At 44.2% G+C, this 14349-nt stretch carries 16 protein-coding genes; 3 read left to right on the top strand and 13 right to left on the bottom strand.

Annotated elements, in window-relative coordinates; translation table 11 throughout:
• Positions 1 to 610: 610 nt before the first annotated feature.
• From H5T41_04945 to H5T41_04930, 4 genes are all read right to left on the bottom strand, one after another.
• The gene (locus H5T41_04945) at positions 611 to 952 is read right to left on the bottom strand and encodes a hypothetical protein (protein MBC7108118.1); all 342 of its coding nucleotides are present in this window, start codon (positions 950 to 952) and stop codon (positions 611 to 613) included.
• A 125-nt stretch (positions 953 to 1077) separates the two neighbouring features.
• Positions 1078 to 1584, bottom strand: coding sequence for a DoxX family membrane protein (locus tag H5T41_04940; protein MBC7108117.1), 507 nt, complete (start codon positions 1582 to 1584; stop codon positions 1078 to 1080).
• Positions 1585 to 1872: 288 nt separating this feature from the next.
• On the bottom strand, positions 1873 to 2196 hold the full coding sequence (locus H5T41_04935; GenBank protein ID MBC7108116.1) for a cupin domain-containing protein: 324 nt from the start codon (positions 2194 to 2196) through the stop codon (positions 1873 to 1875).
• Positions 2193 to 2693 carry a nitroreductase family protein gene (locus H5T41_04930; protein MBC7108115.1) on the bottom strand — a complete coding sequence of 167 codons (501 nt, stop codon included), beginning with the start codon at positions 2691 to 2693 and terminating at the stop codon, positions 2193 to 2195. Before H5T41_04930 ends, H5T41_04935 begins: the two co-directional genes overlap by 4 nt.
• Before the next feature lie 292 nt (positions 2694 to 2985).
• Between H5T41_04930 and H5T41_04925 the strand changes: the two genes are divergently transcribed.
• Positions 2986 to 4062 carry a radical SAM protein gene (locus tag H5T41_04925; protein ID MBC7108114.1) on the top strand — a complete coding sequence of 359 codons (1077 nt, stop codon included), beginning with the start codon at positions 2986 to 2988 and terminating at the stop codon, positions 4060 to 4062.
• On the opposite strand, the gene H5T41_04920 is transcribed toward H5T41_04925, so the two are convergent.
• Positions 4050 to 5636 carry a mechanosensitive ion channel gene (locus tag H5T41_04920; protein MBC7108113.1) on the bottom strand — a complete coding sequence of 529 codons (1587 nt, stop codon included), beginning with the start codon at positions 5634 to 5636 and terminating at the stop codon, positions 4050 to 4052. The genes H5T41_04925 and H5T41_04920 overlap by 13 nt on opposite strands.
• 130 nt (positions 5637 to 5766) lie before the next feature.
• On the opposite strand from H5T41_04920, the gene H5T41_04915 reads away from it, so the two are divergent.
• Positions 5767 to 6651, top strand: a complete 885-nt coding sequence (locus H5T41_04915; protein ID MBC7108112.1) for a hypothetical protein — start codon at positions 5767 to 5769, stop codon at positions 6649 to 6651.
• On the opposite strand, the gene H5T41_04910 is transcribed toward H5T41_04915, so the two are convergent.
• The 7 genes from H5T41_04910 to H5T41_04880 form a co-directional block, all read right to left on the bottom strand.
• Positions 6629 to 7285 (bottom strand): hypothetical protein, encoded by a 657-nt coding sequence (locus H5T41_04910; protein ID MBC7108111.1) that lies wholly within the window; start codon positions 7283 to 7285, stop codon positions 6629 to 6631. The two genes, H5T41_04915 and H5T41_04910, sit on opposite strands and share 23 nt — an antisense overlap.
• A gap of 83 nt (positions 7286 to 7368) precedes the next feature.
• Complete coding sequence (amrS, locus tag H5T41_04905; GenBank protein MBC7108110.1) at positions 7369 to 8370, bottom strand: AmmeMemoRadiSam system radical SAM enzyme; 1002 nt, start codon at positions 8368 to 8370, stop codon at positions 7369 to 7371.
• A gap of 6 nt (positions 8371 to 8376) precedes the next feature.
• Positions 8377 to 9336 carry a thiamine-phosphate kinase gene (gene thiL / locus H5T41_04900; protein ID MBC7108109.1) on the bottom strand — a complete coding sequence of 320 codons (960 nt, stop codon included), beginning with the start codon at positions 9334 to 9336 and terminating at the stop codon, positions 8377 to 8379.
• Positions 9337 to 9535: 199 nt separating this feature from the next.
• On the bottom strand, positions 9536 to 9823 hold the full coding sequence (locus tag H5T41_04895) for a DUF749 family protein (GenBank protein ID MBC7108108.1): 288 nt from the start codon (positions 9821 to 9823) through the stop codon (positions 9536 to 9538).
• Between the two features lie 9 nt (positions 9824 to 9832).
• On the bottom strand, positions 9833 to 10687 hold the full coding sequence (gene hdrB, locus H5T41_04890; GenBank protein ID MBC7108107.1) for a CoB--CoM heterodisulfide reductase subunit B: 855 nt from the start codon (positions 10685 to 10687) through the stop codon (positions 9833 to 9835).
• Positions 10688 to 11197 carry a CoB--CoM heterodisulfide reductase subunit C gene (gene hdrC / locus H5T41_04885; protein ID MBC7108106.1) on the bottom strand — a complete coding sequence of 170 codons (510 nt, stop codon included), beginning with the start codon at positions 11195 to 11197 and terminating at the stop codon, positions 10688 to 10690.
• A gap of 57 nt (positions 11198 to 11254) precedes the next feature.
• Positions 11255 to 12091, bottom strand: a complete 837-nt coding sequence (locus tag H5T41_04880) for a LysR family transcriptional regulator (protein ID MBC7108105.1) — start codon at positions 12089 to 12091, stop codon at positions 11255 to 11257.
• 269 nt (positions 12092 to 12360) lie between these two features.
• On the opposite strand from H5T41_04880, the gene H5T41_04875 reads away from it, so the two are divergent.
• A complete protein-coding gene (locus tag H5T41_04875; protein ID MBC7108104.1) occupies positions 12361 to 12843 on the top strand; it encodes a hydrogenase maturation protease in 483 nt (160 codons plus the stop codon).
• A gap of 18 nt (positions 12844 to 12861) precedes the next feature.
• On the opposite strand, the gene H5T41_04870 is transcribed toward H5T41_04875, so the two are convergent.
• Positions 12862 to 14139, bottom strand: a complete 1278-nt coding sequence (locus tag H5T41_04870; GenBank protein MBC7108103.1) for an insulinase family protein — start codon at positions 14137 to 14139, stop codon at positions 12862 to 12864.
• Positions 14140 to 14349: the final 210 nt, after the last annotated feature.

Genomic DNA, 14349 nt, shown 5'->3' with positions numbered 1-14349 from the left:
CTTGGATTGGCGGGCTGGAAATGGCGATACAGTGCCCGAAACAGGAAAACCCTCACAAAACTTCCATTTATCGAGAGGATTGAAGAGGATTGAAATTCATTATAGGATATCAATTCTTAGGATTTGCGTCTCCTCATCTTTCACGGAATTGGCACATTTTTTTGGGTGAACCCAGGCTTTTTTGGAATTCGAGAAGGATGGTTGAGACTATGAAAAAGTTGATGGACGCTAAAGCGATAATGATTCGTTTGCTGTTTTTTCCTCACAATTGTTTTTTCGAAATGAGATTAAGAAAGAGAAAATAGATGTGGTAGGGCACGAGAGGAGATGACTGTCAGTAAAAACGCTAGAACATAGAAAGGTCATTCGATATTTTGAATCAATGCCGCTTTTTTTATCAGTGAAACATAGAGGTCAATGCTTTTCTATGATCTCCCTTTCCTTTTTCTTAGGGGATCCTTCTCAATGAGGCTGCGCAGTTGAATTCTGCCTGACGGTAATCGATGAAACTTTTCGAAAGGCGACATTTGAGGCTAGGAGACTTCTAGGAGAAGGCCTTAGAAGGAGTGAGAAGTTAATCGGCTCTCTAGCCAGGAGATCTTCACTTGCTTCATTGGTGTTCTCCAAGATTCGAAGGAGTTCGAAATCGAAAAAGAAGCTCAATTCTCGAACCAAGCTTCAAAATCCACTCAATCCCAGGGTCCACAACGAAGTGGACGGGACACTGGACTACTCCTCTCAGACTTGGCGTCGCTTCAAAAACCGGATTAGACTCGAAATTGCAGAAGATCCTCGCGATAACGGACTTGCCCTCATCGGATCCAATGATATCGCCAAGAATTTGGGCTCCAGGGACTACTATCTTCCGAGCAATCGAAATGAGTGAGTCGACGTGAAAACTGCTGTACCTTTTGATTTTGTCCAAATTCTCGGAAATTTCATTATAAGTCATTATCCACTATTGAAAATCTTTTTCTGAATTCTATTTGAAACTAATTAAAAAAACTTAAAAAAAAGCTAGCCCTGGTGAACCTGTTTTTTTTCACAGCACGGGCCAGATTGCTATTTCAATGGAATTCACTCGAGGATCGGGAACCTCTTGACGATCGAAGTATTTGACCACCACTTTCCAAGTCCCCAAGTATGACCAGCTTTGACGTTAGCAATGCCAATGAGCACGATTAGATAGATGATATGTTCGTCGATCAACGGATTGTGCAGAGGAGGCACGTTTGTAAGGTAGAGAATGAACATGAGGAGTGCACCAGCGTAGCCAGCAATCTTCGTTCCGATGCCGAGCAGAAGAGCGATCCCGACCAGCAACAGGCCTGCCATAAACAGAACATCGACAAGTACGTTGCCTGCCATTGCCTTGAACAAATCTGCGAAAATGCCTGAAACACCAAATTTCAGAAACCCTGTTGTTGGGGACGCCCCAGAAAGCCAAGATTGCTGTGGTGTTGTGCTAAATCCGAGTCCGAACACCTTATCTATAAAGGCCCAGAACAACATCCATCCAAGGGCAATCCTTGCAGTCGCCCATATGTATTCTTGTTTGAGATATCGTCCGATTCCGGTCGTCATGATTTCACGATCGTGAAACACTAACAACCATTATAAATCTTATCCCTAACGATTTGGCAGTGTGATTTTACGACAATGCGTAGATGGATACCAGATGCAGAAAGAATCTTTCGCTCATTTGATTGCATCCAACATTGACAGTTTTGTGAGCCTCAATATCCTATGCGATTATCAACTACCAGATGATTGAGCCCGACAACTTTGGATTCCACATGTATCAAAGATACTCGCTTCGGTACTCAATTGACGTAATGATGAAAATGGTCACACTTTTTTAGGTGAAACTTCTCACGGGAAACGCACTTCAATCATCTTCACCCTCTCTCCCTCAGACTCAAAATAATGTTCCTCATTGGTATCAATTACGATGAAATCCCCAGGCTTAAATCGATATCTCTCAATGCCGTTGGTGACAAAACCTGTCCCTTCAATCACAAACATCGCCTGGCGTAGCGGGTGATGATGTGGACGCTTTGGGGCCATCGAATTTGGTCCAATCTCTCTCACACCAAGAACGATGTCCTTTTCGTTGATGCAATCGATGATAATAACTTGACCACGCTCGCCAGATGATGAGACCTCTTTTAGATCTCTCATATTGATGATTTTCATACTTTCTCCCCGTATTTTTCCCAGAATACCAATTCTTCCAGCGGTTTTCTTGGTCTCGGCTCCGGAGATTCCGCCGGATACCCTAGTGTCATGCAGACCGTAACAACCAACCCCTTCGGAACACCTAGATACTCAGCAACCTTCTCTGGGTCAAACGCACCAATCCAGCACGTTCCCAGACCCTTTTCAGCTGCCGCAAGGGATAAATGGTCAAGGGCGATGGCGACATCAACTCTGTACCACTTCTGGCTCGGATCGTCGACAGCAGCGATGAACGCCGAGCAGTCTTCGATGAATTTCTGATCCCGACACAGGGGGACCAGTCCCTTCTTCCTTTCTTCGTCGCGAACAACAATCAATTTCCAGAACTGTCTATTAGCTCCAGAGGGTGCGAGACGAGCTGCTTCCAGGATCTCTGTCAAAAGATCTTCTGGAATCGGTTTTTTCTTATACTTTCTAATACTTCGTCTACCCCTAATTACGTCCATTACTCCCAAACTAACACCTCCAATGATAATGGGCTGTAACTCCCTTTTTGGTAAAATGAGACTTCGCCTTATTAAATGGTTTTTGAGAACCTTTCTGTCACATGAAAAATCTGCCTCAATCGAACGATTGTCCTTCTTGTCCACAGATCCACAAGGCTTTATGTTTGAGAAATAGCGCTTCGAGGAGATATTCGAGTGGAGATGAATCTGCCATAACGATCGGATCATCGATCAAAGAAAGAATCAATAATCGCAAGGTCGAAGAAAAAGGCTTAAACGGAATTGTTGTAAGTATAATCAGATGAAAGAGCCGTTGGCAAGATATTACTCCATTCTGGATGGTAAAAGCAAAGCCTACTATCTTCTCGCGAAAAAAATGCAGGCGGATTTCTCTCCCTCGCAGACGGATGAGGAACTCTGGAAATTGCATGCGGATCAAATTGCGGACTTTCATTTGCATATAGGCGACGAAGAGTTCAAATCAGAACGCATGAAGGGTTTGGATACACCAGCTAGGTCGTTGCTCGATCTAAAATTAGAACTTGCAAAAAGGATGCTGAGTCGGTGCGAGATTTGTGAATGGCGATGTCATGTCAACAGAAATGAAGGCGTTAAAGGTCGGTGCGGTGTTCTTGATCCGCGAATAGCAAGCGAATTTCTTCATTACGGGGAGGAACCTCCTCTGATTCCCTCTTATACAATTTTCTTCAGCGGATGCAATTTCAAATGTGTCTTTTGTCAGAATTACGACATCAGTACACATCCAGATGAAGGCATCTATCTACTGCCACAGCGTTTGGCCGCAAAGATCGCCGAAAGATTTGGTGGGATAGCTCGTTCCAAAGCAATTTCTGCGATGAAGGTTTGGAGTCCCATGTCCGCCGTTAATGTCAATTGGGTAGGAGGGGATCCGACGCCAAATCTGTATTATGTTCTCGATGTTCTCCAGTATGCGGTGGTCAACATTCCCCAGATTTGGAATTCGAATATGTTTCTGACAGAAAAATCGATGGAACTTTTAGACGGAATTATCGATGTCTATCTGACCGATTTCAAATATGGAAATAATTCGTGTGCTAGGCGTCTATCAGGCGTGCAAAACTATTTCGAGATTGTTTCCCGCAATCACCTACTCGCCGCAAAACAGGCCGAAGTCATCGTGCGGCACCTCGTGCTTCCAAATCATATCGAGTGCTGCACGAAACCTGTATTGAAGTGGATTGCCGAGAATATACCATCGGCGTTGGTCAATGTAATGGATCAATACAGGCCAATGCACAGGGCATTCGAGCACCGCGACATCAATCGACTCCTGAAGCCGTCGGAATTTGAGGAAGCCTATGCTTTCGCCCGCGAACTGAATCTTCATTTGGTTTGAGTGTCTTTCTCAAGTTGCCTGAGCCACACCGTTCTCTGCGGGAATGGGATCTCGATGCCCGCTTCGCGGAATTTCTCGTCGATTTTCTTTCTGATATCGGAAGTGGCCTTCCACTGGTTGCGTACATCGTCGACCCAGAAGTAAATGGTGAAAATGAGAGCGGAGTCCCCGAAATCCTCAAATCTTACAACTGGTGCATGTTCCTCGTCCTTCAACACGTTCGGGTGTTCGAGCGCCGCTTGTAAAAGGATCGATTCCACCTTCTTGACGTCTGAGCCGTAGGCAACGCCAACAGTGACGCTTCTCTTATACTTTCTATCTGGCTGAACAATGTTGATGATCTTCTTATTGGCGATCTCGTTATTTGGTATTATAATATTTGAGTGCTTGAAAATATCATAAAGCGTGATGCTTCTCAACCCAATCTTACGAACCTCACAGACTTCTCCGTCCTCCATCAAGATCAGGTCACCAACTTTGAATGGTCTGTCCACCAGTAGCTGCAAGCCGGCAAAGAGGTTTGATAAAGTGGATTGAGCTGCAAGACCAATTACGAGACCGAGTACTCCAACGCCAGCAATGATCACCGTCACATCAAAGCCCAGAATGTGTAAAATGGCAGTAAATCCTAGCAAAGGTATGATAATCATCCCTATCTTTTCAAAAAGAGGGACGAGTACATCGTCGATCTCCATTTCCGTTTTCTTGGCAAAGGATTTCGCGTAATAGATGAGAATATTATCGTATATTCTGTATGCCAGCCAGACGATGATGATAACCATTGAAATGCTATAGATGAGTTCAATTGTTGCAATGATATCTATTGGTATATTTAGGATCTCGAGCGAATTGACGATTCCATAGAGGACGATGATGGCAAAGAGCGGGCCGTGAATAATCTTCAGAAGGCGATCATCGAGTTCTGTCTTCGTTTTTCTTGTAAATCTGTGAACGATTGGATCAATAATGAAAGCGATGACCAAAGCAATTACTATCCATCCAATGAGCGTGAAGATGAAGGCTCCGTAGTTTGTATCAAAAGGTGAAGGAAGAAAGTTATCCCATATTCCGAACAATTTGTTCTCTCCGGCTCTTGTTCCAAAAAGTGATACAATTTTCAAATGAATGTTCTGCGTAATTTGATAAGTGTTTGTTGGTTCGCTCATTTCCGTAACATTGAAAACAACGACGAAGGAGAGATCTTTGGTCCCCATTGTTCGAGATGTCGTAATATTCAGGATGATGGTTTCGTCTTGGTCTGGACTCAGTGTGATAAAATCCTTGTTAAATGTCGCATGCCAGTCCTTATCCGACAATGGATTGACAGAAACGTGAATAAGATACGCAGAAGAAGCGTTATTGAATAAGACCCATCTGTAGCTTGCAATTTCACCAGCATTGATCTGTTGATCATGTGAATCCATTGAAAAGATATTGATCGGTTGAGATGCCGATGCAAGGGAAAAGGCGCAAGGTACGAGCGAAATAATCGCAATACCAAAGATCGCCATCAGTATGGTCTTATTGAAATTCCTTACCAGTTTCGATCTCCTTTCCCGCTTTCTCGTCTCCACGAGTACCTTGCATTATTTCGCAATATAAAATTCTATCTCACTGACTTTGGACATTTTGGCCCTTTTTTCCTAATGATTCCCCGCACCGAGTGGACAAAAGTTTTATTTGTTCATATGGATGCTCCAATGTATGGAGGAAATGGAATACTTTCGAGTGTTTGTCTCTTTTTTCATCCTTTTATCTGCATCAATCTCTGATTGGAAAACCAGGTCAGCGACAGATGCGCACTGGATATTACTCGGATTCATTGGTCTTATCGTTCTTGTTGTTGATATCCATCTCTCGGGGGCTTCCGCTCTTTATTACTTGTTCATAATCCCGATCGCGATTATCTTTTTTGATATCTTCTGGGATCGAAAGGGAATCTTTAAAGATGGAATCAATCTCATACCACTTTTTCTGTATTTGAGTGGATTAACTGTTCTCATCTTCCTCGCTATTAAATTCTGGGACCAGATTCTCTTCTGGAAATTGATGACGATTGTCATCATGTTCGGGATTATTATTTTATTTTATAATTTTAATATTATTAAAGGTGGTGCTGATGCAAAAGCACTTCTGGCACTTTCCATCGTCTTCCCTCATTATCCAGTTATTGGCCATTTCCCAATTATCGATATTCCAAGCGCAATGAATGAACTTTTATTTCCTTTTTCATTGCTGATCCTCTTCAATGCCGCTTTGTTGTCTGTTGCCGTGCCTATCGCCCTTTTCTTTTACAATCTTTTTCGGGGAGATAGAAGAATTCCTGTGATGTTTTTTGGTTATCGCGTAAATATCGCTGATATCAAGTCGAAATTCGTCTGGCCGCTGGAATATTTCGATGGTGATAAGATCAAACTAACAATTTTTCCGAGAAGTGTCGACTCTGTTGAAATTCAACTGGAAGATCTTAAGCGGATGGGTATCGAGAAGATATGGGTCACGCCAAAAATTCCATTTCTGATACCTATCACTATCTCATTGCTTTTCTCAGTCGTGGTTGGGAATCTCATTTTCCTTTTGATTGATTGAAAGAGCAACCGTCTTCGAGGGGACAACCTTGGCATTGCGGTTTGTTTCGGCAATGAGTCTTTGAAAGTTGGACGAGAAGGGCATAGAGTCTTGCATAGATCTTTGGATCTGGAGGAATGTTTTGCTCGACGAAATTCTTCACGTCATCATATTTATCCGTTCTGATTAAACCGGTTCTCATGAGAATTCTGCAGCAGTATTTCGCGGCAACGAATGTTCCCTTATGTCCAGCGTAAAGAAGAATCGCATCTGCTGTTTCTTTACCGATCCCTTTAATTGTTAAAAGTTCGTTTCTGGCCTCGTCAAGAGGTTTGCTTAAGAGCAACGATGGGTCTGAGTTATAATGATTTTGTAGATACGCTGCCAGGCATTTAATTCGTTCTGCTTTCTGCCGGTAGAATCCCACTGGCATGATGATTCTCTCTAACTTTTCTTGATCGATACTCGCAAGAGTTTCTATGTTCAGAAGGTCTTGAGCCTTCATCTTTTTAATAACTTCTTCAACCTTTTCCCATGTTGTTTGCTGTGTGAGGATCGCCCCGACCATGATTTCGAATTGCGAATCTGCTGGCCACCAGTTGTCTACAACGAATTTTGATAGCAATTTCTCATAGATCTTCTGAAGATCCATCATTCGCTGATCATTCAACGAAGTTTAAGAAATTGATGGTCATCAAATTGGTATTAAGAGGATTAAAATGAAGGGAGTAACGACTATCACATGAAGATATTCAGCGGTTCACCGCATTTTCTGCATCGTCCGTCGTCGACGTCGACTCGTAAGATTTGAAAGCCTTCCCGTTCGATAGCAAGCTGCCCACACTTTGGGCAATATGTGTTTTCGCCCTTGTGCCGTGGCACATTGCCGAGATAAACAAACTTTAAACCTTCTTCTTTGCCGATCTTCAAGGCCATTTCCATCGTTTTCATCGGTGTAGAGGGCACGTCAGTCATCATATAATCAGGATGAAATCGGGTGAAGTGCACGGGAATTTCTGGCTTGAGCGAATCCTTCACCCATTTCGCAAATTCTCTGATTTCAACTTCTGAGTCGTTCTTTCCTGGAATGATAAGATACGTAAGTTCCACGTGAATGCCAAGATCGACCGCTAATTTGGTCGCTCTGAGAACTGGTTCAAGTGATGCCTTGCAAATTTTCTTGTAAAATTCCTCGGAAAATCCCTTGATATCGATATTCATCCCATCGATGCATTGAGAGAGCTCCCTGAGCGGCTCCTCCTGAATATATCCGTTGGTGACATAGAGAGTATAGAATCCTTGTTGCTTTGCAATTCTGGAGGCATCGTATGCAAACTCATGCCAGATGATTGGCTCGTTGTAGGTCCAGGAGATGCCTTGACTTCCTGTGTTACGGCACATGACCGCAACTTCTTCAGGCTCAATTGGCTCGAGTGGAAAACCATCTGGACTTGCCTGAGAAATGGTGAAGTTTTGGCAGTGCTGACACCTGAAAGTACATCCAACGGATCCAAGTGAGAGGACCCTGTCACCTGGCCTGAAATGGAAAAAGGGCTTCTTTTCGATCGGATCAACATGAATCGATGATGCCTTTCCGTAAATCAAGGAAAAAAGTTTCCCATTATAGTTCTGCCTTACACCACAAATACCCTTTTTTCCAGGTGCGATAACGCACGAATGGGGGCAAAGGCAGCATTGTGTTTTACCATTCAGTGATTTCCAAAACCGAGCTTCCTTCAATAAAGGTCACCTGAAATGTTCATATCCGCGATCTTCGAGTTTAACTTTTGCATCGTTTTTTATTAATATATTCTCTTTTCCATCAATGGCTTTTCCAATTACTGATATTTTCGATCCGAGGCGCTTTTTCAATATATTCCAGCCAGCCGGATTAATTGTGAAGAGGAGTTGATAATCGCCGCCGAAATAAAGTACAAGTTCCTCCTCATCGATTTTCGATGCTTTCGCAATCCTGTACACGGAGGAATCAACAGGAATTTCCCCCCATTCAACCTCGAATGCAACGCCACTTGCCTCTGATAAATGTCTCAATGAAAATGCCAGACCGTCCGAAATATCGATGCAAGAAGTTACGAATCCAGATGATGAAAGTATCAACCCTTCTTTAACTCTCGGCATCGGCTCGAGCAGCGCTTTGATGCATTTGGCGCACCTAAAGCCATTCTTCAAAGCGAAATATCCTGCTGCCGCAAGCCCCAGTGTACCAGTAACGGCGAGGAGATCTCCTGGCTTGGCACCTCTTCTTAATAGAATTTCATTCTTTCCGACGACCCCGATTGCAGTACCCACCAGTGTTATCTCCGATGTTTCCTTTGTATCCCCACCTAAAATTGTTGCGCCCACCGTATCGCAGCATTCCCTAACACCCCTTATCATCTCGCTCAAGTTTTCGTATTCCAATTCCTTTGGCAATCCGAATGAAAGGAGGATGCCGATCGGTTTAGCTCCCATCGCTGCAATATCGCTGTAGTTTACGGCGGCTGCAGACCAACCGAGCTGTCGATATGTCATTTCCTTTGGTTTATGTGTCTTTTCCGAGACCAGATCAGTACTTAAGACAAGGTAGTAATCGCCCATATCGATTGCTGCAGCGTCATCGCCTGGACCGATGGCAGCCGTGCTACTAATTTCACTCATTAAGCGCTTAACGACCTCTTTTTCTCCAAGGTGCGCAAGAGAAGTCATTAGCGCGATATCAGTCTAAGCCACCGTTAATAATTTTCCTCCTTCCCGTCTTTTTGTCAATCCTTTGTGAATCCCTTTCGATCTTGATAATCGATTCTTTGGGGACATTTTCCAAGTGTGTCTTATTTGAAAATAATTTTAAATTTTCCGCGAGGAATCAAAAGGTGGTAAAAAAAAAGTATGGAAAAAAATAACGGATTTATTGTCTCACTGGCCTTGCGCCTATGTTTCTTGAGATCGCATTTCTTGTGTCTGAGGTCATCTCCGCTTTCTGTAGTGCAAGTCGATTCTCAATTTCTTCAACGCTCTTTTCTCGCTCAAGGAATATCACGACATATGAGGCAGTCCCTTCGATGACTAGCAGCGCAACCTTCTCGCTCTCATCGACATCATGACCTTCGTATGCTGCTTGAAAGTTAACGAATCCCCTCAAATTCTCTGGGACGCTACCTGCCGTTGTGATTGATACGAGGTGTGCCTTGTACAAATCGGCACCTCAGAGATTAACCGGCACGATGTGCGACTCGAACCCCATGCTCTCCCTTGGAAGTCCGAATGCCAGTCCATAGAGCTGTGAAAGATGGATAACTGGTATGTTGTAACCGGGTATATCTTTCTGTGTTCTGTCGTATTGCAGATGGCAGAATGGGCACACATCAACGATAAACTGTCCGCCCGCCTTCTTGACGTTCGCTAGCTTCTCCTCTGTCATCTTCATCGCGATCTCGTTCGCCCTCGTTCTCAGACCACCGCCAGCGCCACAACACATCATTTTGTCACGGTAGTTGATGCTTTTAGGACCAACAGCTTCGACTAATTCATCTAAGATGCTTGGTCTCTCCGGGTCATCGAGCTGCTTGATCTTGCTAGGCTTTGCAAAATGGCAGCCATAGTGTACTGCAGCTTTGAAATTCAACGGATTAACAACTTTCGACTTGATTCTCTCGATCCCGATATCCTTATGGAGTACATCCGCAAAATGGCGGACCTTGATCTTGTCGCCGACATACTCGAGACCAACTTGTTTCAGGATCTTGTTGACCTCTTTGACCTTCTCCTTGTCTTCGTGTAGCAAATGGGCCGCATCGAAAAGTGAACCGAAGCAGCCATTGCATATCGTGATGATGTCCAGTCCTTTCTTTTCAGCAAGAGCAAGGTTCCTGGCTGCGAGCACAAGCCATGTCGTCTGGTCAAAAGATCTTATGACGCCCGGTGCGGGGCAGCAACCTGCGCCTTCAAGATCAACAAGTTCAACATCGAGCGCTTTAAAGACTTCTCTTGTTGCTTTCTCGATGCCAGGATATCTCAAAGGGGCGATACAGCCAAGAAAGAGCGCGTACTTTTCTGTCATCTACTTCCCTCCTATGAGCTTGTCAAAACCTGTCATCTGCATGATCTTTTTCCAGTCTTCCAGTGCTTTGGGATTGCTAAGTACTGTTGGTGGTTGTTCTGATAGGCCAAGGCGTTTCCTCATCTCTTTATAATCATCGGTCAGCGGAATCGTATGACCGGTGTTCATCATCGATGAAGCCGTTTTCTTGTGCGTCTCTGCCATGTATCCTTCCTTAACCGCAAAATTCCTTAAGATCATGATGATGTCGGTGATGTCAACTTGGCGAGGGCACCGTTCGACGCATGTATAGCAGGTTGTGCACATCCAGAGGTCATCGGAAGGAAGTATGTCTTCCTTAAGTCCGAGTTGTGCCTTTCTGATCAACTTTCTCGTTCTGAATGCTGTCTGTCTTCCGGATGGGCAGCTAGCTGTACATGTCCCACATTGGTAACAGAGATTCAGCGTTTTTCCACCTGCTTTGATGATGCTTTCGGCAAAAGCCGGATTGGGCTCCTTGACAGTAGCCATTTCGTCACCTGCAGGACTGACGTCCTTTCCCTTATATAATGAATATGGAAAAACCGCTCAGCATTTACCCTTTTTAGTAAACCTCGTCTCCCTAATTTTTTGTTTTGCCAGCTCCTTAACGAGGCGCAGAATTTCCTCTCTATCCTCTCTGTAGATCACAATGATTTTATGCGTGAGGAGATTCGGGGGTGTCGCGCTTTTGATCTTCAAACCCTTTTTCGCGAGGAGGCTCTCATTAACAAAAAAGCTAAACGGCGATTGAATGAGTGCTGGAAGATACCTTGTAACTCCCTTAATTTCGTACGTTATCCCTTTGCTTTCCAAATGTTTAAAACCGATCCGCTGTGCGCCGTACTTGAATTTCAGGTAATGCCTCCCACGGTCGACATGGATCAATCTGTCCTCGCCTATTTCATCCCATCTAACGTTTTCCAAATCGTAGATGTAAAGTGGGTCGTCAAGGATGACGAGATCCATTAATCCAGCTTTGAAGTCCTGGACGTTTCGCTCATCATCGGAAATGATAAGGTCAATGGTACCCCCTCTGTCAAGATTTGTCAGTGCCCAAAGCAGCAAGTCTTCAGTGATAATTGTCCCACCGACAACAATACGATTCGAACGCTTGAGCTTTGACTTCAGAGCCATGTATTCCATCACGATTTGTTTTCCCTCCTCGGTGAGCTCTGTTCCAATAGGCGTAGCCTTCATAATGGGAGTGCCTACGCCCTTCTCGAGTTTCTTGAGGTAGCGATGCAGGACAGGTACCGAGATGTCGAGCATCTCAGCCGCTCTTTTCTGACTCCCCTCTTGCAAAATCGCCACTAGAGCTTCAAGGGTTCTTGGTGTGACATGCGTGCCATTAACGATAAGCGATACCCGAGGCTCGATTTTCATATGCGTTCCCATTGACCTGAAGGAGCATATAGATGACTCTGAGAAATTCTCTTTGGTAATCCGTGTTCTTGCATACCAATACTTTTTCCAATCAATCTGGCAGCGACTCTCTAACTCAGGAATTCAAAGCAGATGTCCGTACGTCGTCGATTCCTTCGATACTAGGTCAAACCTTTTGGGCATCCATCACATGGTATCTTATCTTCAATTATCCTCAATTTCACAACCGCAAGCTAAAAGTGCACGGTCGGAATTCATGACCGAACGAAATGGTTTCAAGCGAAAGAAAAAAACCGATTCTCATTCTCGGTATCGGAAGTCCTATTGTTTCTGATGATTCTGTTGGCCTGCGTGTTGTCGAACAAATTGATTCTCTTCAATTCGAGGACCTGGAAGTGAAGGAAGCGAGCACGAGCGGATTGGACCTTATAGAGATGATGTTAGATCATGAAATGGTGATCATTGTCGATGGTATTGTGACGAAGATGAAACCGCCAGGATCGATTTTCATTCTTTCAGAAGAAAATTTTGCGTCGACGGTTCACGGCACGAATCCTCATGATGTCAATATCGCGACGGCGATTGAACTGGGAAGAATGCTCGAGCCGCTTAGAATGCCGAAGCATATTTCGTTTGTGGCGATTGAGGTTATCGATACGAGAACGATCAGTGAAAAGATGTCGCCAGAGGTAGAAAAGGCAATACCTAAGGCAGTCGAGGTTGTTCTGCGGCTAGTTGGCAAGCGAAAATAGTTGCGAAAAGATTAGAATCTAAAAATCAAGACAATCGATTTCCTCTTGGGTTTTCTTATCACCATCCACAGATCCGTAAATTGCAATGCAGGTCTTGCTTCGATCGAGCAGTTTTTCTGCTGTTCGTGCGACGTCTTCTTCTGTAATCCTCTCAAGATTTGAAAGGATCTCAGCTTCAGTCGGAATTTTTCCTGTCAGTACAAAGAATTCTCCTAGATGAAACATTCTCGATTCCGTTGATTCGAGTTTCCTCACTAGCATCCCCTTGATGAAGCGCTTTGCCCTCATTAATTCATCGTTTTCTAGACCTTCCTTTTTGATCTTGCTTAATTCCTCCGCGACAGCTCTGCAGACAATCTCGGTTTTCGATGATTTCGCTGAGAAAAAAATTCCGAAGAGTCCGCAATCGCTATAGGGCTGCGAAGTTGTGTAAATTGAGTATACGAGGCCTCTTTTTTCCCTGACGTTCTGATAGAGCCTTGAGCTTGTACCGCCGCCGAGAATAGCGCTGAGAAGGGTTTGAGCAAATCTGTTTGGATGCCCAGCAAAGTATCCTGGAAATCCGATTCCAACGTATGTTTGTTCGCCTTTTCGAGGGAATAATTCGACGCACGATCTCGGAGTAGGTGGCGACCGATTCTTTGTTGAAGTTCTCATCGCTTCCTCATCAAAACTTTCCGCAACCCACTCCAAGATCTTTTGGTCTTTTACGTTTCCACATGCAGTGATGACAAAATTAGAAGGTCGATAGAATCTCTCGTAAAATTCCCTCAGTTCCTCTTCTGAAATGGGATTAACGCCATCGATCTCACCCGCCTCAGAAAACGCCATTGGATGCCCGTCCCAGATCGCACGTGCCAGAAGGTAATGAATATAATTATCTGGCTCATCTTGAAGCATTCTGATTTCATCAGCGACCACATTTTTCTCGATTTCAATCGCATCCTTTTCCAACAACGGATTGAGAACGGTGTCTGCGAGGATTTTCTGTGCTGTTTCGACAGTTTCGGATAGGGTTACGGCATAATAACATGTCATCTCCTTACCTGTATACCCGTTAAGTTCACCTCCAGCCGCCTCAATGAGCTCGGAAGTTTCTTTTGAGGTCATGTTTTTGGTTCCCTTGAACATCACATGTTCGAGCAGATGGGCAATGCCTTCCCGACCTCTCGGCTCATCTCTGGATCCTACTGTGATGTAGATCGAGAGTGCCACGGTTCTTGCGTATGGTCTCTCTTCGATGACGACGGGAATCCTTGCGGGTGTGTAATGAAGTGATACTTTTTTTCCATACACAAGAGCGGAAGAGCATCAGCTACTGTTTAGACTTTTCGAAAAGCATAATGATTCGAAATGAAGGTGATCTATCTCCGAACAGCAATTCTGGGAAAGATTGAAATGTCTTTCTCCACATGATTTCTGCATGCGCAAATCCAAGCTGTATAATCCTTCTCAGAAATCCGATGTTGGACCTTTCGTTCATGAGATATATATTACAGAATAGTC

The organism is Methanomassiliicoccales archaeon, from assembly GCA_014361295.1.
GTDB lineage: Archaea > Thermoplasmatota > Thermoplasmata > Methanomassiliicoccales > JACIVX01 > JACIVX01.
Note: the sequence above shows the minus strand (reverse complement) of the source record. Positions and strands in the feature narration are given on the sequence as shown.